We start from the raw sequence: 21,769 nt of genomic DNA, 5'->3' as shown, positions 1-21,769 counted from the left end.
CGGCAACCGCACGGAAAGGGGCGCTTCGGCGCTCCTTTTTTTTCAAGACGAGGGCGTAAGGGTGCGGATCGGAATCCGCTTGCGCTGCGGCTTCGCCAGCGCGTACTCCTGCGCCGACAGCGAGGCGCCCCAGAACTCCTCGACGCTGGGCCCCTTGCGCGTGCGTCCACCGGCGAAGAAGAACTCGAACAGTTCGCGCAGCCATACCCGTCGGCCCATGCGCACGTACCAGCGCATGCCCTTGAGCACGTCGCGGTCGGGGTGCATCAGACTGCGGTAGAGCGCGCGCGGCCGCAGCTGCACGATCGCCTCGATCGCCTTCACCCACAGCAGCACCCGCCACGGCGGCACCCGTGTGGTCGCCAGCACCTGGTGCTTGTAGTCCCACTTGCGCGCATCGGTCTGGATCACGCGCCGGTCGGCGACGCTGTCGTAGTAGGGCGTCCAGCGATGCGGGGTGACGTAAAGCAATTGGATCTGGTCGGGGTCGTAACGCAGCAGGTGGCGCAGCGAGTTCCAGTAATCGCGATCGCGTTCCTCGTCGAAGCCCACCACATAGGTCGCCATAGAGATGATCCCGTGCGCGCGCAGCAGGCGAATCGCCTCGCGGTCCTCGCTGACGCTGGCGCCCTTGCGGATCTTGCTCAGGGTGGCTTCGGAATAGCTCTCGATGCCGAGCAGGAAGCGGATCACGCCCGCGCGCTTGTACAGGTGCAGGATGTCGGCGTCGCGCACGATGTCGCCGGCGCGGGTCGAGCCGACCAGGGTCAGGTCGACGTTCTCCGCGATCAGCGCTTCCAGGAAGGCCTGCCAGGCCTTGCGCGAGCCGGTCGGCAGCTCGTCGGCGAAGTTGATCAGGCGCACGCCGTGTTCGCGGTGCAGGCGGGCCAGCTCGCGCGCGAACTTGACCGGATCGCGATGGCGCCAACGGCTCCAGAAGCCGCGCTGGCCGCAGTAGCTGCACAGGTAGGGGCAGCCGCGCGAGAACTGCACCACCACCGCCTTCATGCCGCCCCAGTAGGAGTAGCGGTCGTGATCGATCAGCTCCCAGCCGACCCGGCACTGGTCCAGGTCCAGAATCATCTCGGCCTGGCCGGTCTCCATGATGCGGCCGTCGTCGCGGCGGTAGGCCAGGCCGGGCACGCCGGCCAGGTCTTCGCCGCGCGCCAGCGCCTGCGCGAGCAGGGGCGCGGTGCGCTCGCCTTCGCCGCGCACCACGACGTCCACTGCGGGCTCGCGCTCCAGCACGTCACGCCAGTGATACGTCGGATAGACCCCGCCGTAGACGATGCGCAGCTGTGGACGCTCGTGTTTGAGACGCGCGGCGATGCGGGCGATGGTCGGGTGCGCCGAGGTCGAGCCGGAGTGGCCGACCATCAACAGGTCGGGCGCGGCCGCGAGCGCGCGCCGCACGGTCTCGTCGATCGTCAACGGGCCGAACTCGGCGTCCAGCAGTTCGACCGCGAAGCCGGCGTCGATCAGCGGCCCGCCGATGCTGAGCAGGCCCAGCGGCGGCAGCTGCTCGCGCGGGATGCGGCTGCCGATCGCGGTGTGCGGCGGGTTCAGCAGCAGGATGCGGAAATCGCAGGGGTTCATGCCGGCCGCTCCTGGCTGCGATCAGCGGCGACGGCGGGCGAGGGTGCGTAGCGCGGCGCGGGCCAGGGCGACCGCGCCGACCACCGCGCCGCTGGCGATCAGGGTCAGGCCGATCGGGATCAGCGCGAACGGTTCGTGCAGTACGCTGCTGCCGTCGATGCTGGCGCCGATCAGGCGGAACGCGATCAGGCACAAGCTGCCCAGACACAACAGCGATACGGCGACTTGCGAGGCGAGGGACGGACTGGACACGGCGGCGGGCTCCTGTGCGGCGATGGCATCAGGCTGGCCCCGGCGGGTGCGCGCAGGATGAGGCGTTTGTGAAGCGAGCGTGGCGCGTTGACAAGACGTGCGGCCCCAAGACAAGGCTCTGCTTCCTCCTTTGGAAAAAGGCGAAGACGCGCGTTTACGAACCGCAGGTTCGTGCGCGACTGAACGCCAGCGGGCTGTGCCCGCTGGCCGGAGGGATCGAGGGGGGCTTTTCATCCCCACAAACAAAAACGGAGCGCCGAAGCGCTCCGTTTTCGTGGCGACGCCCGAAGGCGCGGCGCGACTTACTTCTTGAGGCCGGCGTCCTTGCGCAGATCGTCGGCCTTGTCGGTCTTTTCCCACGAGAACGCGGTCGCGGTGTGCTTCTTGCCGGCGGCGTCGACGTAGCTGACTTCCTTGGGCTTGCGGCCGAAGTGGCCGTAGGCCGCGGTCAGCTGGTAGACCGGGTGGATCAGGTCCAGCATCTTGACGATGCCGTACGGGCGCAGGTCGAAGTGCTTGCGGATCAGCTTCTCGATCTTGTCGTCGCTGATCTTGCCGGTGCCGAAGGTGGTGACCGAGATCGAGGTCGGCTCGGCCACGCCGATGGCGTAGGAGACCTGCACTTCGCAACGGTCGGCCAGGCCGGCGGCGACGATGTTCTTGGCCACGTAGCGCGCGGCGTAGGCGGCCGAGCGGTCGACCTTGGACGGATCCTTACCCGAGAACGCGCCGCCGCCGTGACGGGCCATGCCGCCGTAGCTGTCGACGATGATCTTGCGGCCGGTCAGGCCGCAGTCGCCCACCGGGCCGCCGATCACGAAGATGCCGGTCGGGTTGATGTGGACCTTGCTCTTGGGCAGCTTTTCCAGCCACGCCTTGGGCAGCACCGGCTTGAGGATGTGCTCGTACACGCCCTCGACCAGATCCTTCTGCTTGATGCCCGGATCGTGCTGGGTCGACAGGACCACGGCGTCGAGGCCGACGACCTGGTGCTTGTCGTCGTAGCGCAGGGTGACCTGCGACTTGGCGTCCGGACGCAGCCAGGGCAGCTTGGAGTTCTTCTGCTTGCGGATCTTGGCCTGCTGCTCGACCAGACGGTGCGAGTAGTAGATCGGCGCCGGCATGAATTCCGGGGCCTCGTTGCAGGCGTAGCCGAACATCAGGCCCTGGTCGCCAGCGCCCTGTTCTTCCGGCTTCTTGCGGTCCACGCCGGCGGCGATGTCCGGCGACTGCTTGCCGAGCATGTTGATGATCGCGCAGGTGTGGCCGTCGAAGCCGACGTTGGAGTTGTTGTAGCCGATGTCGTTGATCACCTTGCGCGCCAGCGACTCGATGTCGACCCAGGCCGAGGTGGTGACTTCGCCGGCGACGATGGCCGCGCCGGTCTTGACCATGGTTTCGCAGGCCACGCGGGCGCGCTTGTCCTGGGCCAGGATGGCGTCCAGCACCGCATCGGAAATCTGGTCGGCGATCTTGTCCGGATGACCTTCGGACACGGACTCGGAGGTGAACAGGTAGCTGGACATCAGGCGAATATCCTTCGATTCGGATAAAAAGATGGCCGCCTATGATACAGGCTGGGGCGGTTCGGCGCATTGTGCCCATTTTCGGCGTTGACGGGTCGTTAAGCGGTTCCCGACGGCTGTCACATGGCTGAAGCCCCGGCGCCATCGGACTGTCGCCGGCGCCGCGCAGGCTGCGCGGCATACCGCCGCCACCGCGACGTGCCATGCTGCAACTCGAACGCCGCCTGCAAGAACGCTTCCCGCAATGGTTCCGCGGCCGCCGCGAGCGGCTGGCCCGGCCGCTGCTGCGCACCCTGGGCCGCTGGTCCAAGTTCGACGCGGTCGACGGCTTCCTGGCCGAGAACGGCCACCTGCGCGGTTTCGCCTTCGTCGGCGCCGCCCTGGAGTTCCTGCAGGCGCGCTACACGGTCGATGCGGCCGAAAAACAGCGCATCCCCGCCAGCGGCCGCCTGCTGGTGGTCGCCAACCACCCCTCCGGCGCCATCGACGCCCTGGCCCTGCTGGACCTGGTCGGCAGCGTGCGCAGCGACGTGCGCATCGTCGCCAACGACCTGCTGCAGGCGCTGGACGGCCTGGACGGGCTGCTGCTGCCGGTGCGGATCCTCGGCGGCCGGCCCAGCGCCGACAGCCTGCAGGCGATCGAGGCGGCGCTGGAGGCCGAGCAGTGCGTGATCGTGTTCCCGGCCGGCGAGGTCGCGCGGCTGGGCCTGCGCGGGGTCACCGACGGGCGCTGGCGGCGCGGGTTCCTGCGCTTCGCGCGCAAGACCGGCGCGCCGGTGCTGCCGGTACGCATCGAGGCGCGCAACTCGGCCCTGTTCTACGGCGCCTCGGCCTTGTTCAAGCCGGCTGGCACCGCCTTGCTGGCGCGCGAGATGTTCGCGCGCGGCTCGCGCCGGATCGCGCTGCGCATCGGCCGTCCGCTGCAGCTGCCCGCCGACGCCGATCCCGCCCGTCTGCTGCGCGAGGTGCGACGCGAGTTGCATGCCATCGGCACCGTGCGCGAGCGCGCGGCGCCCGAGGGGCCGGAGCCCTTGATCGAGGCGGTCGACCCGACTGCGCTGCAGATCGAGGTGGCGGCGCTGACCTCGCTGGGCCAGACCTTCGACGGCAAGCAGATCCGGGTCGGCCGGCTGCAGCCGGGCTCCAAGCTGCTGCGCGAGATCGGCCGCCTGCGCGAACTGACCTTCCGCGCGGTCGGCGAGGGCACCGGCCGGCGCCTGGACGTGGATCTGTACGACAGCTGGTACGAGCACATCGTGCTGTGGGACGCGACAGCGGCGAAGATCGCCGGCGCCTATCGGATCGCGCGCGGCGCCCAGGTGCTGGCCGAGCGCGGACTGGCCGGGCTCTACACCGCGTCCCTGTTCCGCTACGCCGACGACACCGTGCCGCGCCTGGCCCAGGGCATGGAGCTGGGCCGCAGCTTCGTCGCGCCCGACTACTGGGGCAGCCGCAGCATCGACTACCTGTGGCAGGGCATCGGCGCCTACCTGGCCCGCCACCGCAACGTGCGCTACCTCTACGGTCCGGTCTCGATCAGCGCCGCGCTGCCGCCGGCGGCACGCGAGCAGATCGTCGCCTACTACGCACGCTACTACGGCGCCGACGCGGGCGCGGCGGTGTCGCGCCAGCCGTTCGCCTACCGCGCCGCGCCGCCGCAGTTCGACGAACTCGACGCCGGCACCGCGTTCCGCGTGTTGCGCGGCAACCTGGACGCGCTGGGCGCGACCCTGCCCATGCTCTACAAGCAGTACACCGAATTGTGCGAGCCGGGCGGGGCGCGGTTTCTCGCCTTCGGCGTGGACCCGGCCTTCAGCGACGCGGTCGACGGCCTGATCGAGGTCGATCTGGAGCGCGTGCGGCCGAAGAAGCGCGAACGCTATCTGAGCGTGGTCGACCCCATGGCCGAAGCGGCCGCAGCGCGCCACGACGATGCTTCCGTCGCCAGCGAGAGCCGCGTATGAATCCGCCGATCGCGCAACTGCCGCCACGCCGCCGCGCCGTGTTCGTGTCCGACGTGCACCTGGGCGCCAAGCATTGCCACGCCGCCGAACTGGCGGAATTCCTGGGCAACCTGCGCTGCGACCGCCTCTATCTGGTCGGCGACATCGTCGATCTGTGGTGGATGGCGCAGCGGCGCATGAGCTGGGGCGCGGCGCAGTACCGGGTGATCGAGGCGCTGCACGCGTTGCGGCGCGCCGGCACCGAGCTGATCTACGTGCCGGGCAACCACGACCGCCCGATCCGTCGCTTCTGCGGTCTGGCCCTGCCGCGCATGTCGATCCGCCGCCGCAGCATCCACGTCACCGCCGACGGCCGCCGCCTGCTGGTGACGCACGGCGACGACTACGACGGCGTGACCCATTTCGGCGGATTGCAGGAGCGATTCGGCGACTGGCTGTACTACCGCATCCTGACCGGCAACCAGATGCTCAACCGGGTGCGGCGCCGTTTCGGCCTGCGCTACTGGTCGCTGTCGGAATTCCTCAAGCGCCAGAGCGGCGCGGCGGAGCGCTACATCGCGCGCTTCGTACAGGCCGGCATGGACGACGCGCGCCGGCGCGGCCTGGACGGCGTGATCTGCGGCCATATCCATCGCCCGGGCCTGATCGAGCGCGACGGCTGCGTCTACGCCAACGACGGCGATTGGGTCGAAAGCCTGACCGCGCTGGCCGAGGATCCCGACGGCACCCTGCGCCTGCTGTCGCACCACGGCGACACGCTGGCGATGCTGCCGGCGCGCGAGCCGCGCCGGCCGGACGCGCAGCTGCCGCAGGCGGCGTGAGCGCGGCCCGCGCTTCCAGACTCTCCATTCAAAGACGCAACGCCCTTGGCCTCCCCCCTTTGAAAAAGGGGGATTGAGGGGGATTTGCTCTTGCCTCCGCCTTCCAGAAACAACAGCAACAGCAAATCCTCCGCCGCCCGCTGCGCGGTCGCCCGCCCCTTTTTTCAAAGGGGGCTAAAGCCACGAGTCGTCGCCTGGTCCTCTGGCCTCAGCAGCCGGACGGCGCAACCCAAGTGGCCTCGCGCATCCGCCCACCGCCCGCCGAACCGAAGGGGAGGGAGGCCGGCGGTGGCGGATGCGTCGCGGCTTACTTGGCGGCGAGGTCGCGTTCCTGCATGCCGCTCAGCGCGAGGTGACGATCGCCTACCTGGATCGCCTTGCCGGCCATGAGGCGCTCGTAGCGCTCATCGCCGAGCGCGCGCTTGAACTTCTCCAGCGAGCGGTCGTAGCTGCGCGTGTACTCGGCGAAGGCGGTGCGGTTGCCGACGATCATCTGCACCTTGCGTTCGCTCAGGCCGGTTTCCTGCGACAGCGTGCTCACCACTTCATTGGCGTAGACCGGTGCAGCTGCGGCCATCGCGACGACGACGAACAATGCGGTTCTTGCGTTCATGACGTTCTCCGGTCGGGCCTCCTGGCCCTGTGGCTGCGACGTCGCCGCAGGCCGGTGTGGGGACTCCGGCGTTGTCATGATTCGTGTTCGCGCGCACGCGCACGAGTGCCGGAACGGCCTATGACTGACGTCACGTAGAACGCGAAACCGACGAACGGCGGCAACCTTCGCGCACACGACGGCATCGATAAGGGGATCGCTCGCCGCCACGCCGCAGCGGTCTTCGCGCGCATCGCTGCGTCCATGCGCCGCGCTTGCGAATTCGCGCGGCGCATCGCGAAGACCGCGTCGCACTGGCGGGTTCCGCAGCCTGTCCGCGCGCGAAGTCGCCGGCCGACACCCCGATCGCGGGGCCCGGCCCGCGCCTGCCGGCGCGCGCTAGGCGACATTGGCGTGTCAGCGAATTCTGTGCCAACCTCGGCTCCGCGGGAGGGTTCGCGCGCCGTAAGGCGGCGGACACGGCCATCGGGGAGCGATGACCGCCGCACAGGCAGCCAGGGGTGGCAGGAGGGCGCACAGCGCCGCCTGCGTATCGGCCAAGCGACCAAGGACGGCAGGCGATGGTTCGGAAGGATCCGGATGTCCCGACGTGTTTCGCCCGTGGCGCGCAGGCCGCGGCGACGCTGGCGCTGATGATGGCGTGCGGTCCGCTGCAGGCGGCCACCGATCCCACCGACGACATCCACACCCTGCAACGCGAGCGGGTCAGCGCGAGCGCCTTGCCGATCACCGCCGCGGCGGCCAGCCAGCACGTCACCGTATTGGAGCGCGCCGAGCTCGACGCCCTGCAAGGTTTGAGCGTCGCCGACATCCTGGCGCGTCAGGCCGGCGTGGTGGTGGATCGCGGCGCGGGCAGCGGCGGCTACGGCGCGCTGTACCTGCGCGGCGCCGATCCCAGCCATGTGGCGGTGCTGATCGATCACGTACGCCAGAACGATCCGCTGTCCTCGCGCGGCAGCGCGGTCGATCTCAATACCTTGTCCAGCGACGACATCGAGCGCATCGAGATCGTGCGCGGCAACGTCAGTGCGGTCCATGCCGAAGCGATCGCGGGACTGATCCACATCTTCACCCGGCGCGCCACGCCTGGCGCCTCGGTCGGCTTCGGCGCGGGCGGCGATGGCCTGCGCAGCGCCCGAGCGTCATGGTCCGGTGCCGCCCTGCGCGCCAGCGCCACCCAGCGCGAAGAAGAAGGCGAAGGCGGCGCGCGCAATCGCGTGCGCGCCGCCAATCTGGGTTGGGACCGCGTGCTGGGCGACCGCGTGTTGCTGCACGCGGCCGCGCGCTACAGCGACAGCGCCAACCTGGGATTTCCCGACGACAGCGGCGGCGATGCCTATGCGGCGATCCGCAGCCTGGAGAGCCGCCACAGCCGCAGCCGTCAGCTGTCGCTGCGCGGCGAATACCGTCCACACGCCGGCGGCACGGTCGATGCGCAATTGCTCGCGTTGGCGCGCGAGGGCGAGGACGATACGCCCGGGGTCGCGCCGGGTCTGCGCGATCCGTTCGGCCTGCCGCCGATGCGCAGCGTCGGCGACTATCGCCGCGACGAGGCGCAGTTGAATTGGCTGTTGCCGGCCAGTGAGCGTCTGATGCTGACCGTGGGTGCGCAGTACCGGCGCGAACGCGGCGATCTCGACAGCCGCATCGACTTCGGCGGCTTCGTGCTGCCGGCCGGCTTCGCCTTGCGCCGCGCCACGGCCAGCGCCTATGCGGAGGCGCGCTGGCAAACCGGCGCCTGGACCGCGCAGGGCGGCCTGCGCTACGAGCATCCCGATCGCGGCGATGCCGCCACCCACCCCATGGTGTCGCTGCAGCGCGCGCTGGGCGGCGACCGCGGCGAATGGGGCCTGTCGCTGGCCCGTTCCTCGAAGTTGCCCAGCTTCTATGCGCTCGCGCATCCGCTGGTCGGCAACCCCGCGCTCAAGCCCGAACGCGCCCTGCATCGCGAGCTCTACTATGCGACCGTCGCCGATGCGCCCTGGCGCCTGCGCCTGACCCTGTTCGACGCGCGCTACCGCGACCTGATCGATTTCGACGCCGGCCCGCCGCCGCAACTGGTGAACCGGGCCAGCATCCGCACGCAGGGAGTGGAATGGCGCGCGGGCCGCCGCTTCGACAACGACTGGCGGCTGGACTTCGAAGGCAGCTGGATGCGCGTGACCACGCCCGGCGACGACGACACGCGCCTGCGCTTCCGCCCGCGCGCGCAGTGGAGCGCGCAACTGGGCCTGCCCGCGGGCGAGCGTCGCGAGCTGTCGCTGGCGCTGCGCCACCTGGGCCGCCGCTACGACTCGTCCATCCCCACCGGCGAACGTGCGCTGGACGCGGTCACCACCCTGGATCTGAGTCTGCGCCAGCAATGGGGGGCGGCGCAGCTGCTGCTGGCGATCGACAACCTCGGCGACGCGCGCGGCGAGGAGACCATCGGCACCGACATGCCGGGACGCAGGCTGCGCGTGACCCTGCACTGGACGCTGCAATGAACCGCGACCTCTCGATGCCGGTACAGCGCGCGCAATGGCTGCGGCTGGGTCTGTTCGCGACTGCGTTGCTGGCCTGCGTGCTGGTGCCGTTCGCGCTGTGGGGCGACGCGCTGGATCGCGCCGCGCCGGCCTGGCTGGCCGCGCAGGATGCGCGACTGTGGCTGGCGGCGCTGGGCATCGCCTTGCTGATGGCCGACGTGGTCTTGCCCTTGCCCAGCAGCGTGATCGGCGTGCTGCTGTGTTGGACGCTGGGCCCGGTCTGGGGCGCGGTCACGGTCGCCGTCGGCGGCTGGTTGGCGTTCGCGCTGGGTTATGTGCTCGGACACGTGCTGCCCGAGGCGCGCCTGCGCCGCTGGGTCGGGGCCGCGTTGTGGGATCGCGCGCGCGGCTTGGCGCGACAGCGCGCCCTGTGGTGGATCGTGGCCGCGCGACCGCTGCCGGTGCTGGCCGAGCTCAGCGCGCTGCTGGCCGGCGTCTGGCGGGTGCCGCCGCTGGCCGCGTTCGCACACGCGGCCTGGTCGTCGTGCGTGGTCGGCGCCTTGTACGGCGCCAGCGCCTGGTTGGGCCTGGGCGAGCCGCACCCGGCCGCGATGCTGCCGGCGATGCTGGCGCTGCCGACCGCCATGTGGCTGGTCCATCGCATTCTCCTGCGCCGGCTGCTCGCCGACGCAGGCTCCGCTGTACCCCGTGAGCACGATCAAGGAGGAGTAGCGCCATGAGCAGGATCTCCGCAAGCGCAGTGTCCAGGAGCAGGACCAAGACCGGCACCGGCTTGGCCCGCATCGTCATCGCCGCCGCATCGTTCGCGGTCGTGCTGACCTTGGTGGCCGGTTCGGCGGCGGCGTCCGGTCGCAGGATCGATGCCGCGGCGAAGAAATCGCAGACGCCGGCGCAGCGCCACACCTACTACACCGGCGGCGTCCACAACGACGAGGGCTGCGTGCCGGCCTCGCGCTGCATCTACCCGCGCAAGCCGGGCGAGCCCAGCGATCCGCTGTACCCGAAGTGGTGGACCAGCGGCTGGACCATGTACCGCGTGTTCGCCAACTACGACCGGTACCCGCCGCCGTACACCTCGCCGCCGGCGGGGCTGACCGCGGCCGACTATCAGGTCTCCTACGGCGCGACCTACTACGACTCCACCTACGTGCCCGCCGACAAGGACGGCGAGGGCGCGATGATGGAGTACTACGACAAGCAGTGTTTGCCGATCTTCCCCTCGGCCAACAACTACACCTGCGCTTTCGTCTCGCTGGGCAACAAGGCCTATTTCCTGCGCTATGCCGACCGTCCGGCCGGCACGCCGCAGTGCTGCAAGTTCTCGCCCAAGAACCATCCGCCGCGTCTGGATTTCATCAAGCACCTGCCGTACGACGCCCAGCGCAGCACCCATCTGAACGGCAGCATCCAGGCCTATGCGCGCGAGGTCGGGCCGCAGAAGATCCTGTTCGGCTACGCGTTCTGGCGCGAGCCGACGTCCGACCATCCGATGGACGCGAACGCGCCGGTGTATCGCCACCCGCAGTCGTTCTATTTCTCCGGCTATCCGCTGGATCCGCCCAACGCGCCGATCGTGAGCCAGAACTACAGCAGCTTCCGCGACCAGCGCCCGGACCCGGCCACGACCTGGGACCAGGTCGCGCAGATGTGTCCGGTCGAACCGGAGTGGTGCTGCCTGTTCGAGGGCGATTGTCCGGACCAGGACGCCAAACAGAAGTAACCGTAGCCAGATCCCAGCAAGGAGCCGGCCCCGCGCGCGGGGCCGCATAGCCAGGAGCACCACCATGAGCTACCTAGACGCGCCGCGCCTGCATTTTCGCGGTTGGTTCCAGGCCGACGTCTCCACCATCAACAACGACGTCCGCACCTTCCAGAACGAATCCTTCGTGCCGGAGTACCAGCAGTACAACCAGAACGGCAGCTGGAATCCCGAAGGCACCGGCATTTTCCGCTTCCTCGATTGCGCGGTGACCGGTGGCGCCCTGGACGGCCGCGCCTTGCGCACGCCGGCCGACGATCCGGCGATCGGCATGCTGGTGGAGAACGCCGACCAGCGCGCGCCGGGCAAGCTGGTCGATCTGGACCCGCAGCAGCAGATGGTCTCGCAGATCTGGGGCATGCAGGTGCGGCTGCTGGACGCGGCGCGCAAGCAGGCGCTGAGCGGCGAGTTCAAGCCGGCGCCGTTCTGCAATCTGTGGCAGCGGCAGCAGAGCGGCGTGGCCATGGACCAGAAGCTGGCGGCCAACTACCAATCGGTGCTGGAGGCGATCGGCTGGGACGAGGCGCTGGATTCGCCGCTGTTGCGTGCGTTGCGCGACGCCACCCAGGACGGCTTGCTGTCGATCGCCTTCAATGTGTATGGCTACGGCCGCGATGCGACGATTCCGCGCTACACCCTGGGCCACGTGGTCGGCAGCATCGGCCCCTACCTACGCGGCGAGCCCAAGCATTTCGTGCTGGGCCGGCAGATGGTGGCGGTGCCCTCCAAGCAATCGCCGCTGGCGCCGCTCAACGGCGTCTACGACGCGCAAGGCAAGTTCGACGGCGCCTCGTTGACGCTGGACCTGGGCAATACCCTGCCGATCAAGAGCGCCGACACCGGCTTCGAGGACCTGGGGCCGCTGCTGATCGGCGTGGCCACGACCAATCCGACCACGGAGCTGACCGACGTGCCCGCGTCCGCGGTGACGGTGATCGGCGAGGTGCCTTATCAGACGCCGCACTGGTACGCGCAGACCGCCGGCGTGCAGAGCTACGACCTCAGCGGCAATGCGCAGGCGCGGTCGCTGCTGCCGGGCTGTCCCGTGCTGCTGCTGTCGCCGCAGGCGGACGGCAGCTACAAGGTGTTGCTGCAGGAATCGCTGGACGGCCAGTACCTGCGCGCCGACAACTTCGTGTTCCGCCTGGACGCGGGCGAGCGCGCCGACATCGAGCTGTACGCCAGCCGCTTCGGCACGCCCCTGGCCGGCGCCGCGGTCGCGCTCAGCGCCACCGAGGGCTTCATGGGCGGCTCCGGCGGCGGCGACAAGATGACGCCGCCCACGCGTCCGCATGCGGCGATTCCGGACATCGCCACGCCCGCCGACGGCGTCGCCTACGCCGCCAGCGCCAGCACCGACGGCGACGGCCGCGCGCGCGTGGAACTGAGTGCGGCGGCGGACGGGCCCGGGCGGCCGCGCGGCTACATCGCCGGCCAGCTCTACGGCATCGGCTACCAGCTCAGCGCGCAACCGGCCGGCTACGTGTCCAATCCGCTGAATTACATCAGCGTGCTGGCCTACACCAAGAGCGAGCCGCCGCCGCAGCCGACCTGGTACGAGCACATCCAACCGCTGTTCACCCAGTACGGCAACCTGTATCCGATCATGAGCCGCTACGTGGTCGACCTGCGCAGCTACAACTCGGTGTGCACCCGGCTCAAGGCCCTGCGCCTGGCGTTCTCGCTGCCGCTGCACGATCCCAACCACATGCCGGTGACGCGCGACCTCAGCGCCGGCGACCGCGCCACCATCCTGCGCTGGCTGGACACGCCCGGCCCGGACGGCCTGCCGCTGCTGGGCCATCCGCCGATGGCCGAGCCCGCGCCCAAGGCCGTCTCGTCCGCGGCGCCGGAGCCGCCCGAGATCGAACTGGCGCCGCTGCAAAGCGCCGGCAAGACCGCCTTCGTCCTGCAGTACCTCGCGCGCCGCGAGCGCGCGGGCCAAGAGCCGGGAGAGTCCTCATGATCCGCCTGCGTCCCGAGATCATCAGCGCCATCCATGCGGTCGAAGACCCGATCGACCTGCACCGCTACCTGCAATGTGCGGTGGAGCTGGAGCACAGCACCATTCCGCCCTACCTGACCGCGATGCTGTCGCTGCGCCCAGGCACCAACCTGCGCATCGCCGCGTTGATCCGCAGCATCATCGTGCAGGAGATGCTGCACATGAGCATCGCCGCCAATATCCTGATCGCCATCGGCGGCCATCCGCAGATCGACAAGCGCGGCTTCGTGCCCGATTACCCCGGCCCGCTGCCGATGGACATCGGCAACGGCCTGATCGTGGGCATCGAGGCGTTCTCCATGCCGCTGGTCAAGAACGTATTCATGGCCATCGAGGAACCGGAGCAGGAGATTCCGATCAAGCTCAGCGCGGCCGAGCAGGGCTACGCCACCATCGGCCAGTTCTACGACGCCATCCAGGAGCGCATCCGCGCGTTGGGCCCGTCGATCTTCGTGCACAAGGATGCGCCGCCGCAGGTGATCGCGCCGCGCTGGTTCGCGCCGGACAAGCTGTTCCCCATCGTCGATCCGGACTCGGCCTGCCACGCCATCGACATCATCAAGCTCGAAGGCGAGGGCACCGCGCTGGATCCCTTCCAGGCCCCGGGCGAGCCTGCGCATTTCTATACCTTCGGCTCCATCGTCGCCGGCCGCGAGCTGGTGGTCACCGCCGACGGCTACGCCTATGCCGGCACCCCGATCGAATTCGACCCGTCCGCGGTCTGGCCGCTGCGCGCCAACTGCAAGATCGCCGACTTCGCCGTCGGCAGCCAGGCGCGCACGCGCATCGAGCAGTTCGCTTACAACTACAGCGCCCTGCTCAACGCGCTGCACACGACCTTCAACGGCCATCCCGAGACGCTGGATCGCGCCATCGGCCTGATGTACGACCTGCGCGTGCTGGCGGTGGCGATGATGCAGACCGTGGCCGACGAGGCCAGCGGCCAGACCGTGGGCCCGAGCTTCGAGTACGTGAAGACCCAGGGAGGCATGCCATGAGCGATGCGGGCGTGGCCAACCGTCACCCGGTGGCGATGTTCGAGATCATCGCCCGCGACCAGGCGGCAATGCAGGCCTTCTACAGCCGTGTGTTCGGCTGGCAGTACCAGGTCGGCGACGCCGGATTCGCCTACGTGCACTTCCCCGTGCGCATGCAGCCGCTGTTGGGCGGCATCGGCCAGGCCGATGCGCGCACGCCCGGTTTCGAACCCGGCCACAACTTCTATCTGCTGGTGGACGATCTGCAGGCGACCATCGCCGCGGCGGTGGCGGCCGGTGGTCGCCAGTACATGGCGCCGGCCGATGCCGACGGTTATAGCTTCGCGATGATCCAGGATCCGGAAGGCAATCCGGTCGGGCTGATCCGGCCGTTCCAGCGCTAGCCGCCGCGGCTGGCGCAGCGCTGAATCGCGGTGCGGCGGCGCGCTCGACCGCCGCGCCGCGCGCGCTAGCATGCGCGCATGGATTCCCTCACCCAGATCGTACTCGGCGCCGCGCTCAGCGCCGCCATCGCCCCCGCCGGCCATCGCCGCGCCGCACTGCTCGCCGGCGCCGCGCTGGGCACCTTGCCGGACCTGGACGTGATTCCGGTGAACCTGCTCACCGACGATCCGGTCGCACGCATGACCTGGCACCGCAGCCTCAGCCACTCGCTGCTGGTGCTGCCGCTAGTAGCCTGGGCGCTGTGGGCCTGGTTGCGCACGCGCGGCGGTCGCGTGGCGCAGGCGCCCACGCGCTGGTTCTGGGCGATGCAGGCCGCGTTGCTCACCCATCCTATCCTCGACGCGTTCACCGTTTACGGTACCCAGCTGCTGTGGCCGCTGAGCGTGCGGCCGGTAATGTGGTCCAGCATCTTCATCATCGACCCGCTCTACACCGTGTGGCTGCTGGCCGCCTGCGTCTGGGCCTGGTTCGCGCGCGAGCGCCGCAGCGCGCAACCGGCGCTGCTGCTGGGCCTGGCATTGAGCTCGCTGTATCTGGGCGGTTCGCTGTGGGCCAAGCAGCGCGTGGACAGCGCCGCGCAGCCGGCGCTGGCGGCGATGGGCCTGGGCGACGCGCCGCGTTTCTCGGTGCCGATGCCGTTCAACATCCTGCTGTGGCGGGTGGTGGCGATGACGCCGACCGGTTACGTCGAAGGCGAGCGTTCGCTGTACGCCGACCGCGGGCCGATGCGTTTCAACGCCTATCCGTCCGACCTGGACGCCTATCGCCAGGTCGCCGCGTATCCGGCGGTCGCACGGCTGGCGTGGTTCAACCACGGCTTCATGAAGGCCGAGCAGCGCGACGGCCGGCTGGTGCTCAGCGATCTGCGCATGGGGCTGGAACCGGATTACAACTTCCGCTTCGTCGTCGCCCAACGCGGCGACGGCGGTTGGAGCGAGGTGCCCGCGCAACAGCTGCAATGGCCGTGGCAGGCGGCCGACCGACTGCCGGCGATGTGGACGCGGATCTGGCACGAACCGGCGGCACCGGCCGGCAACAGCGACGCCGCTGGCGCGACGACTGCGCCCTAGCGCATCGCAGCCTCAGGCCGCCGCGGGCAGTTCCGGCGTCACGCCTGCGATCAGGGCGTCGAAGTAGTCGCGGGTCAGGCGCAACTGCGCGTCGGCGCTTTCGGCGCGGTTGACCACAGCGCGGAAGGCCGCGTTCTCGGGCCGGTCCTTGGCGTACCAGCCCAGGTGCTTGCGCGCGATGCGCACGCCCGAGAGCTCGCCGTAGAACGCGTGCAAGTGTTCGAGATGGCCCAGCAGCCAGTCGCGGATTTCGCGCAGCGACGGTTCCGCCAGCAGCTCGCCGTGGGCGAGGTAATGGGCGATCTCGCGGAAGATCCACGGCCGCCCCTGCGCCGCGCGGCCGATCATCACCGCGTCGCAGCCGGTGCGCGCCAGCACCGCGGCGGCCTTGTGCGGCGAGTCGATGTCGCCGTTGGCCAGCACCGGGATGCGCAGCTCGGCCTTGACCGCGGCGATGGTGTCGTACTCGGCCTGGCCGGTGTACTGCTGGTCGCGGGTGCGCCCGTGCACGGCCAGGGCCTGGATGCCCGCGGCCTCGGCGATGCGCGCGATGCGCAAGGCGTTGCGCTGGTCGTGGTCCCAGCCGGTGCGGATCTTGAGCGTGACCGGCACGTCCACCGCGGCCACCACCGCCTCCAGAATGCGGCCCACCAGGGCCTCGTCGCGCATCAGCGCCGAGCCGGCCCAGGCGTTGCAGACCTTCTTGGCCGGGCAGCCCATGTTGATGTCGACGATCTGGGCGCCGTGGTCGACGTTGTGCCGCGCCGCCTCGGCCATGATCTCGGGCACCGTGCCGGCGATCTGCACGCTGATCGGCGCCGGCTCGCCGCTGTGGTCCATGCGGTGGCGCGACTTGGCGGTGGTCCAGAAACGCGCGTCGCTGGTGGTCATCTCCGACACGCACAGACCCGCGCCCAGGCGCTTGCACAGCACCCGGAACGGCTTGTCGGTGACGCCCGCCATCGGCGCGAGCACCACGCGGGGGTCGATCTGATGGGGGCCGATGCGCATGCGCGCATTGTAGCAACCGCGGATTCCGCGGCCGGCAACGCAGGGCGCCGCGGCCCGCCCGTCACGCGACGGGCCGCCGGCGCGGCGCTCAATCGGTGGTGTCGTCGACCGTCGCGCCCGGTGCGTTCAAGGTCACCGAGGCGATGCCGTTCTCGCGGCCGCTTTCGTCGGCGTACATCTGGCTGGTGCCGATCACCTGGCCGTTGGTGGCGGTGAGGTTGAAGTAGAGCTTGCCGTTGCTGGCGGTCTTGCGGTCGTAGCGCTTGGGGTCCTGGCTGTTCTTGCGCACCGACTCGATGCCGGCGGTGCACGAGGCCTTGGCCGCATAGCCTTCGCTGGTCAGGATCACCTGGCCGTTGCCGGCCTTGAGTACGAACTGGAATTCGCCGTTGGAGCGCTTGCTGATCTCGAACTTGCCGGCCATCGGGTTTCCTCCTTGGAAGGGCGGGTGCCCAGTCCAACACACTAGCCCCGACTTTGTTACCGGTCCATCGGCAGGCCGCGGCCCAGGGCGGCTCAGCGGCGCGCGGTGCGCCGGCGCCAGAACAGGAAGCCGGTGACCAGCAGGAACGCCGGGACCAGGCCGGTGAAGGCCACCAACCATTGCCAGAGGCGGCCGCCGACGAAGCCGCCGTGCAGCGGATACAGCGCTTCGCTGACGCGCGCGCCGGTGTCCTGGGCGGTGGCGTCGTGCACGCCCAGCACGGCGACGCGGTAAGGATCCAGCCAGACCACGCTGCGGCCGACCGGGTGCCATTCGCCGGCCGCGCGCATGCGGATCGAGACCAGGCCGCTGTCGGCCTTGGGCAGGCCGATGCGGCGCAACTGCGCGCCGGGCAGGCGGCCGTCGGCGGCGCGCAGCACCGCCGGCCAGTCGATCGCCGCCTCGCGCGCGGCCAGTTTCGGCGGCTTGCGCGCATCGGCGCCGTCGCCGAACGCGAACCGCAGGCTGCTGCGCGTGGCGCCGTCGTACACCATGCCCACGCCGGTCAGTACCGCCAGCAGGGTCAGCGGCAGCCACAGTACGCCGGCGCCGCGGTGCCAGCTGAACCAGCGCCGCGTCGGCGGGCCGCGGTACCAGCGCAGGCTCGCGCCCAGCGCGGCCAGCCGCGGCCACCACAGGTACAGACCGGTCAGCAGCAGGAACAGGGCGATCAGGCCGACCACGCCCAGCACCTGCTCGCCGGCCTTGCCGGTCAGCAGATGGGTGTGCCAGTCGCGCAGCCACAGCACCCAGTCGTTGCCCTTGTTGCGCACCAGCAGCAGCTCGCCGCTGGCGCCGTCGAAGTAGCGCCGTTCGCCGTTCGGGAAGTAGCCCTGCCAGACCGGCAGCTGCGCGGTCGGCAGATCGAGCGAACTCATGCCCTGCGGCTGCCAGTCGGCGACGATGCGCGCCAGCGCGGCCTCGCGCTGCGCGGACGACGGCGGCGCGCGCTCGACCAGCTCCGGCTGCGACCACGCCAGCAGCTCGCGCTGGAACGCCAGCACCGTGCCCGACAGCGCGACCAGCGCGAACACCAGGCCCACGCTCAGGCCCAGCCATAGATGCAGCCACTTCAACGCCGCGCGGACGCGGCGCTTGATCGGGTGCGGTGCCTGGCGTGACGTCATGCTGGGCTCGATGAAGGTGGCTGCGGTTTAGAAGCGGTGCGACCAGCTCGCGCTGAACACGCGCCCGCGACCGGCGACATAGGTGTCGGCGCGCGGCGTGCTCTGCGAGTAGTAAGTGACGTACTGCTCGTCGAACAGGTTCTCGATGCCCAGGCTGAGGCTGCCCACCGGCAGGGCGAAACGCGCCTGCAGGTCGACGGTGGTGGTGCCGTCGGCGCTGGCGACCTGCGCGCCGCGCAGGTCGAAGTCGCGATCCAGCGAGCGGCTGCCCTGCAGGCGCGTGGAGATCGTCGGCGTCCAGGTCTGGTCCCAGAACGCGGTCACGCGGTCGGGGCTGATATTGATGCCGGGCAGGTCGCTGTCGACGCGGTCGTCGCCGTTGCTGTCGTAGCGGCCCTTGGCGCCGGCGTAGCCCAGGCCGACGCGACCGGCTTCGGAGAACTGGAACGCCACGTTGCCTTCGATGCCGCGGATTTCGGTGCGCTCGCGCACCACGTTGTAGCTCTGAGTGGCGTTGTCGAAGGCCAGGCGCGAACCCAGGTCGCTGTCCGACCAGTACGCGGCCAGGTGCGCCAGCCAGCGGCCGTTGTCGAAATCCAGGCCGATCTCGCGGTTGTCCGACACCACCGGCGACAGATCGACCAGGTTGTCGACGCGCTGGTTGGGCGCGGTGATGCCGCGCAGCACGCGGCCGATGTCGGCGACGGTGTAGCCCTCGGAGTACGAGGCATAGAACTTCAGGGCCTCGGTCGCCTCGAACACCACACCGAAGTTCGGCAGGGTCTCGCTGGTCTTGGGAGTGCCGCCCTCGACGAAGCGGCTGCCGCCGGCGTTGGCGGGGATGGTGGTGAAGTCGTCGACCTTGAGCTTGCCGCGCTCGTAGCGCAGGCCGCCGGTCAGCATGACCTTGTCGCTGATCCACCACTCGGCCTGCACGAACGGCGACCAGGATTCGTACTGGGTTTCCGGCACCCAGTTCATGCGCGCGACCACCAGCTCCTGATAGGTCGTGTCGCGTCCCCAATCCAGGCCCAGGGTCATGCGCAGGCGCTGGTCGAACAAATTGTCGCGCGACCAGCTGAACTTGCCGCCGAGCTTTTCCGACACGTTCTGCGACTGGTCCCACCAGTGCAGATCGCGGCCGTCGCGCCAGAAATCGCCCCAGTCGGAGGCGCCGTACAAGCCGTTGAAATCGACCCAGTACAGCTGCGCCCGGAAGTAGCCGCCGGCCAGCGACTTGTCGCTGTAGTCCAGCGCCAGCGAGGTCGAGCGGTTGCGCGCGCCTTCGCCCTCGCGGCTGCCGCGCGCCGAAGTCGCGAGCTGGCCGGTGGCGAGGTTGCCGTTGACGGTGATGTAGTCGTTGTTGCCCTGCAGCTCGTAGCGGCTGGCGGTGAGCTGCAGACGGCGCTCGTCGTCGAGTTCCCAGCCCAGCTTGGCGAACAGGTTGTGGCTGCGCGCGTCCATCAGGTCGCCCTGGATGTCGTTGACCGCGATCGCGTCGCCGTTGCCGTCGTAGTACAGGCCCTCGCTGGCGTAGGAGACGCCGCCGACGAAATCGAACGCGCCGCTGCGGGTGCCGAACAGGTAGGATGCGCGGTAGCCGACGCTGTCGCTCTGGTTGGGCAGCGCGGTGCTGGCGCCGATGCTGACGTCCTGGAAGGTCTCGCCGTCCTGGCGTGGGGCGCGCTTGGTGATGATGTTGATGATGCCGCCGGACGCGCCCAGGCCCTGCAGCGCGTTGGCGCCGTGGATGACCTCGATGCGCTCGATCATGGCCGGATCGACGGTGTGGCCGTCGCGGCCGCCTTCGCGCAGCGGCGTGGACTGCGGCACGCCGTCCACCAGGTACAGCGGCTTGCGCCCGCGCAGGGTCTCGCCGCCGTTGGTGAGCTTCTGGCGCGAGGGCGAGAACGAGGGGATCAGGTTGGCCAGCACCTGCGAGATGTCCTGGGTCACCGCGAGCTGCTGGCGCAGCTGCGCCTGATCGATCACGGTGATGGTGTTGGGCAGCGCGGCCTCGGAGTTCGGCATGCGGCTGGTGCTGGCCGAGACGGTGACGCGGTCGAGGTCGGTGGCCTCGTCGGCGGCGTGGGCGACAGGCGCGGCGAGGACGGCCAGCAGGGCGCTGGCGAGCAGGTGGCGAGGGGGCATTACCGGTTCCGGGAACTGCAGGGGACCGTCATGATAATGCGAGTTATTCTCATTTAACAGCCGGGAGTGGTTCGACCAGCCAGCTTGGAGTTGGGGATGACGGTCCGGCGCTCTGCGCCGATCCGGCGGATCGCCGCCAATCCGACCCCGTCATTCCGGCGAAAGCCGGAACCCATTTTGCTTTTGAGCGCATGAAACGGCGCACTTGGCCGGCGGCAAATCGAGATGGGTTCCGGCTTTCGCCGGAATGACGGAACTGGGAGATCCAGGCGGGAGGTGGGAGATCGATCCGATCCGATCCGAGGTGTGCGCATGGGCCTCGTAGGATGCGGTGAGCCGCAGGCGAAGCGCATCGCTACGCCGGGCACCACATCGCATCGCCACGGCGTGTTGAAGCGATGGTGCGGTTGTCACCGCACCCTACGGCCGACGCGGATGTTTCCGGTCGGCCGGGTGGCGGAGCGCATTGTCGCGCCCGCAACGGATCCGCGCTCAATCCGCGCCGAAGCGCGCGCGCAGTTCGTGATCGCGCGGCATCGCCAAGGCGGCGCCGGCGCGTTCGGTGGACAGGCCGGCGTAGCGGGTGGCGTAGGCGACGTGGCCGGCGAACGCGGCGTCCGGATCGCGCGCCAGCGACGCGGCCAGGGCGCCGTTGAAGGCGTCGCCGGCGCCGGTGGTATCGAGCGCGCGCACCGGCGCGGCCGCGACCCGGTAGTACGCATCCTGGTCGCCGTGCAGGCGGCCCGGCGCATGCGAAACGAAGCAACCGGCCGAACCCAGCGTGATCACCACGCTGCCGTGCGGCAGCAGGCGCCGGCAGTCGGCGTGCAGCTCGTCGTCGGCCAGCGCGGCGAGCTTGTCGGGATCGATCACCGCGCCGGTGTGGCGCTTGAGCTGGGCGCAGAACTCGGTCTCGTTGGGCGTGACGATCTCGGCCAGCGCCCACAGTTCCGGCGTCGCCACGGCATCGGCCGGGGCGGGATTGAGCAGTGCGAGCGCGCCGGCGCCGCGCGCGTGCGCGAACGCGGCCGCGACCGAGGCCGGCGGCGATTCCAATTGCCCCAGCACCACCCGCGCCTGGGCGATGGCCTCGCGCTGTAGATCGACGAACGCGGTCGACAGCTCGGCGTTGGCGCCGGGCCCGATCACGATGGAGTTGCGGCCGTCGCGGTCGACGTAGATGCCGGCCGTGCCAGTGGGCGCGTCGCTGCGCAGGTCGCGCAGGTCGATGCCGTCGGCGGTGGCCAGCGCGCGTGCGAGCTGGCCGCCGGCGTCCTCGCCCAGCGCGCACACGAAGCTGGTGCTGGCGCCGGCGCGCGCCGAGGCGGTGGCCTGGTTGAAGCCCTTGCCGCCGGGGCCGGTGTGGTACTGGCCGGCCAGGGTCTCGCCCGGCCGCGGCAGGGCCGCGACCGACCAGACGTGGTCGACATTGAATGAACCGACGACGACGACGCGGCTCAAC

Annotated in this window: 18 protein-coding genes; 9 read left to right on the top strand and 9 right to left on the bottom strand. The window is 69.9% G+C overall.

Annotation, left to right across the window (positions count from 1 at the left end):
• Positions 1-42 precede the first annotated feature (42 nt).
• The 3 genes from bchE to metK form a co-directional block, all read right to left on the bottom strand.
• Entirely contained in the window at positions 43-1,596 is a 1,554-nt protein-coding gene (bchE, locus tag LVB77_RS17645) for a magnesium-protoporphyrin IX monomethyl ester anaerobic oxidative cyclase (protein ID WP_232907374.1), read from the bottom strand.
• 21 nt (positions 1,597-1,617) lie between these two features.
• Positions 1,618-1,848 carry a DUF3955 domain-containing protein gene (locus LVB77_RS17640; protein WP_232907373.1) on the bottom strand — a complete coding sequence of 77 codons (231 nt, stop codon included), beginning with the start codon at positions 1,846-1,848 and terminating at the stop codon, positions 1,618-1,620.
• Positions 1,849-2,150: 302 nt separating this feature from the next.
• Entirely contained in the window at positions 2,151-3,374 is a 1,224-nt protein-coding gene (gene metK, locus LVB77_RS17635; protein ID WP_232907372.1) for a methionine adenosyltransferase, read from the bottom strand.
• A 203-nt stretch (positions 3,375-3,577) separates the two neighbouring features.
• On the opposite strand from metK, the gene LVB77_RS17630 reads away from it, so the two are divergent.
• Positions 3,578-5,338, top strand: a complete 1,761-nt coding sequence (locus LVB77_RS17630; protein ID WP_232907371.1) for a GNAT family N-acyltransferase — start codon at positions 3,578-3,580, stop codon at positions 5,336-5,338.
• On the top strand, positions 5,335-6,159 hold the full coding sequence (locus tag LVB77_RS17625; RefSeq protein WP_232907370.1) for a UDP-2,3-diacylglucosamine diphosphatase: 825 nt from the start codon (positions 5,335-5,337) through the stop codon (positions 6,157-6,159). Before LVB77_RS17630 ends, LVB77_RS17625 begins: the two co-directional genes overlap by 4 nt.
• Before the next feature lie 307 nt (positions 6,160-6,466).
• Here LVB77_RS17625 and LVB77_RS17620 read toward each other — a convergent pair whose 3' ends face one another.
• Positions 6,467-6,772: a hypothetical protein gene (locus tag LVB77_RS17620; RefSeq protein WP_232907369.1), complete on the bottom strand. Its 306-nt coding sequence runs from the start codon at positions 6,770-6,772 to the stop codon at positions 6,467-6,469.
• 560 nt (positions 6,773-7,332) lie between these two features.
• On the opposite strand from LVB77_RS17620, the gene LVB77_RS17615 reads away from it, so the two are divergent.
• The 7 genes from LVB77_RS17615 to LVB77_RS17585 all read left to right on the top strand — a co-directional run bounded on the left by LVB77_RS17615 (position 7,333) and on the right by LVB77_RS17585 (position 15,534).
• Positions 7,333-9,258, top strand: a complete 1,926-nt coding sequence (locus LVB77_RS17615) for a TonB-dependent receptor (protein WP_232907368.1) — start codon at positions 7,333-7,335, stop codon at positions 9,256-9,258.
• Complete coding sequence (locus LVB77_RS17610; protein WP_232907367.1) at positions 9,255-9,977, top strand: VTT domain-containing protein; 723 nt, start codon at positions 9,255-9,257, stop codon at positions 9,975-9,977. The genes LVB77_RS17615 and LVB77_RS17610 overlap by 4 nt, the downstream gene beginning before the upstream one ends.
• The gene (locus LVB77_RS17605) at positions 9,974-10,978 is read left to right on the top strand and encodes a hypothetical protein (protein ID WP_232907366.1); all 1,005 of its coding nucleotides are present in this window, start codon (positions 9,974-9,976) and stop codon (positions 10,976-10,978) included. The genes LVB77_RS17610 and LVB77_RS17605 overlap by 4 nt, the downstream gene beginning before the upstream one ends.
• Before the next feature lie 64 nt (positions 10,979-11,042).
• Positions 11,043-12,983 carry a hypothetical protein gene (locus LVB77_RS17600; RefSeq protein WP_232907365.1) on the top strand — a complete coding sequence of 647 codons (1,941 nt, stop codon included), beginning with the start codon at positions 11,043-11,045 and terminating at the stop codon, positions 12,981-12,983.
• Positions 12,980-14,020 (top strand): ferritin-like protein, encoded by a 1,041-nt coding sequence (locus LVB77_RS17595; protein ID WP_232907364.1) that lies wholly within the window; start codon positions 12,980-12,982, stop codon positions 14,018-14,020. The genes LVB77_RS17600 and LVB77_RS17595 overlap by 4 nt, the downstream gene beginning before the upstream one ends.
• Positions 14,017-14,403, top strand: coding sequence for a VOC family protein (locus tag LVB77_RS17590; protein WP_232907363.1), 387 nt, complete (start codon positions 14,017-14,019; stop codon positions 14,401-14,403). Before LVB77_RS17595 ends, LVB77_RS17590 begins: the two co-directional genes overlap by 4 nt.
• 78 nt (positions 14,404-14,481) lie before the next feature.
• A complete protein-coding gene (locus tag LVB77_RS17585) occupies positions 14,482-15,534 on the top strand; it encodes a metal-dependent hydrolase (protein ID WP_232907362.1) in 1,053 nt (350 codons plus the stop codon).
• Positions 15,535-15,546: 12 nt separating this feature from the next.
• Here the strand turns inward: LVB77_RS17585 and dusB are convergent, their stop codons facing one another.
• The 5 genes from dusB to LVB77_RS17560 form a co-directional block, all read right to left on the bottom strand.
• Positions 15,547-16,545, bottom strand: coding sequence for a tRNA dihydrouridine synthase DusB (dusB, locus tag LVB77_RS17580; RefSeq protein WP_232907361.1), 999 nt, complete (start codon positions 16,543-16,545; stop codon positions 15,547-15,549).
• An 88-nt stretch (positions 16,546-16,633) separates the two neighbouring features.
• Positions 16,634-16,969, bottom strand: coding sequence for a YegP family protein (locus LVB77_RS17575; protein ID WP_232907360.1), 336 nt, complete (start codon positions 16,967-16,969; stop codon positions 16,634-16,636).
• 92 nt (positions 16,970-17,061) lie between these two features.
• Positions 17,062-18,156 carry a PepSY-associated TM helix domain-containing protein gene (locus tag LVB77_RS17570; RefSeq protein ID WP_232907359.1) on the bottom strand — a complete coding sequence of 365 codons (1,095 nt, stop codon included), beginning with the start codon at positions 18,154-18,156 and terminating at the stop codon, positions 17,062-17,064.
• Positions 18,157-18,183: 27 nt separating this feature from the next.
• On the bottom strand, positions 18,184-20,307 hold the full coding sequence (locus LVB77_RS17565; protein WP_232907358.1) for a TonB-dependent receptor: 2,124 nt from the start codon (positions 20,305-20,307) through the stop codon (positions 18,184-18,186).
• A gap of 492 nt (positions 20,308-20,799) precedes the next feature.
• The gene (locus LVB77_RS17560) at positions 20,800-21,768 is read right to left on the bottom strand and encodes a ribokinase (protein WP_232907357.1); all 969 of its coding nucleotides are present in this window, start codon (positions 21,766-21,768) and stop codon (positions 20,800-20,802) included.
• Position 21,769 lies beyond the last annotated feature (1 nt).

This window comes from Lysobacter sp. 5GHs7-4 (assembly GCF_021284765.1).
Taxonomy (GTDB): domain Bacteria; phylum Pseudomonadota; class Gammaproteobacteria; order Xanthomonadales; family Xanthomonadaceae; genus Lysobacter.
Note: the sequence above shows the minus strand (reverse complement) of the source record. Positions and strands in the feature narration are given on the sequence as shown.

Bases quoted from the DNA above. Each gene is read 5' to 3' on its own strand.
- LVB77_RS17625 (WP_232907370.1), top strand. From the start codon at position 5,335: ATGAATCCGCCGATCGCGCAACTGCCGCCACGCCGCCGCGCCGTGTTC.
- LVB77_RS17600 (WP_232907365.1), top strand. From the start codon at position 11,043: ATGAGCTACCTAGACGCGCCGCGCCTGCATTTTCGCGGTTGGTTCCAG.
- LVB77_RS17630 (WP_232907371.1), top strand. From the start codon at position 3,578: ATGCTGCAACTCGAACGCCGCCTGCAAGAACGCTTCCCGCAATGGTTC.
- LVB77_RS17610 (WP_232907367.1), top strand. From the start codon at position 9,255: ATGAACCGCGACCTCTCGATGCCGGTACAGCGCGCGCAATGGCTGCGG.
- bchE (WP_232907374.1), bottom strand. From the start codon at position 1,596: ATGAACCCCTGCGATTTCCGCATCCTGCTGCTGAACCCGCCGCACACC.
- LVB77_RS17615 (WP_232907368.1), top strand. From the start codon at position 7,333: ATGGTTCGGAAGGATCCGGATGTCCCGACGTGTTTCGCCCGTGGCGCG.
- dusB (WP_232907361.1), bottom strand. From the start codon at position 16,545: ATGCGCATCGGCCCCCATCAGATCGACCCCCGCGTGGTGCTCGCGCCG.
- LVB77_RS17585 (WP_232907362.1), top strand. From the start codon at position 14,482: ATGGATTCCCTCACCCAGATCGTACTCGGCGCCGCGCTCAGCGCCGCC.
- LVB77_RS17570 (WP_232907359.1), bottom strand. From the start codon at position 18,156: ATGACGTCACGCCAGGCACCGCACCCGATCAAGCGCCGCGTCCGCGCG.
- LVB77_RS17605 (WP_232907366.1), top strand. From the start codon at position 9,974: ATGAGCAGGATCTCCGCAAGCGCAGTGTCCAGGAGCAGGACCAAGACC.
- LVB77_RS17590 (WP_232907363.1), top strand. From the start codon at position 14,017: ATGAGCGATGCGGGCGTGGCCAACCGTCACCCGGTGGCGATGTTCGAG.
- LVB77_RS17575 (WP_232907360.1), bottom strand. From the start codon at position 16,969: ATGGCCGGCAAGTTCGAGATCAGCAAGCGCTCCAACGGCGAATTCCAG.
- metK (WP_232907372.1), bottom strand. From the start codon at position 3,374: ATGTCCAGCTACCTGTTCACCTCCGAGTCCGTGTCCGAAGGTCATCCG.
- LVB77_RS17620 (WP_232907369.1), bottom strand. From the start codon at position 6,772: ATGAACGCAAGAACCGCATTGTTCGTCGTCGTCGCGATGGCCGCAGCT.
- LVB77_RS17595 (WP_232907364.1), top strand. From the start codon at position 12,980: ATGATCCGCCTGCGTCCCGAGATCATCAGCGCCATCCATGCGGTCGAA.
- LVB77_RS17565 (WP_232907358.1), bottom strand. From the start codon at position 20,307: ATGCCCCCTCGCCACCTGCTCGCCAGCGCCCTGCTGGCCGTCCTCGCC.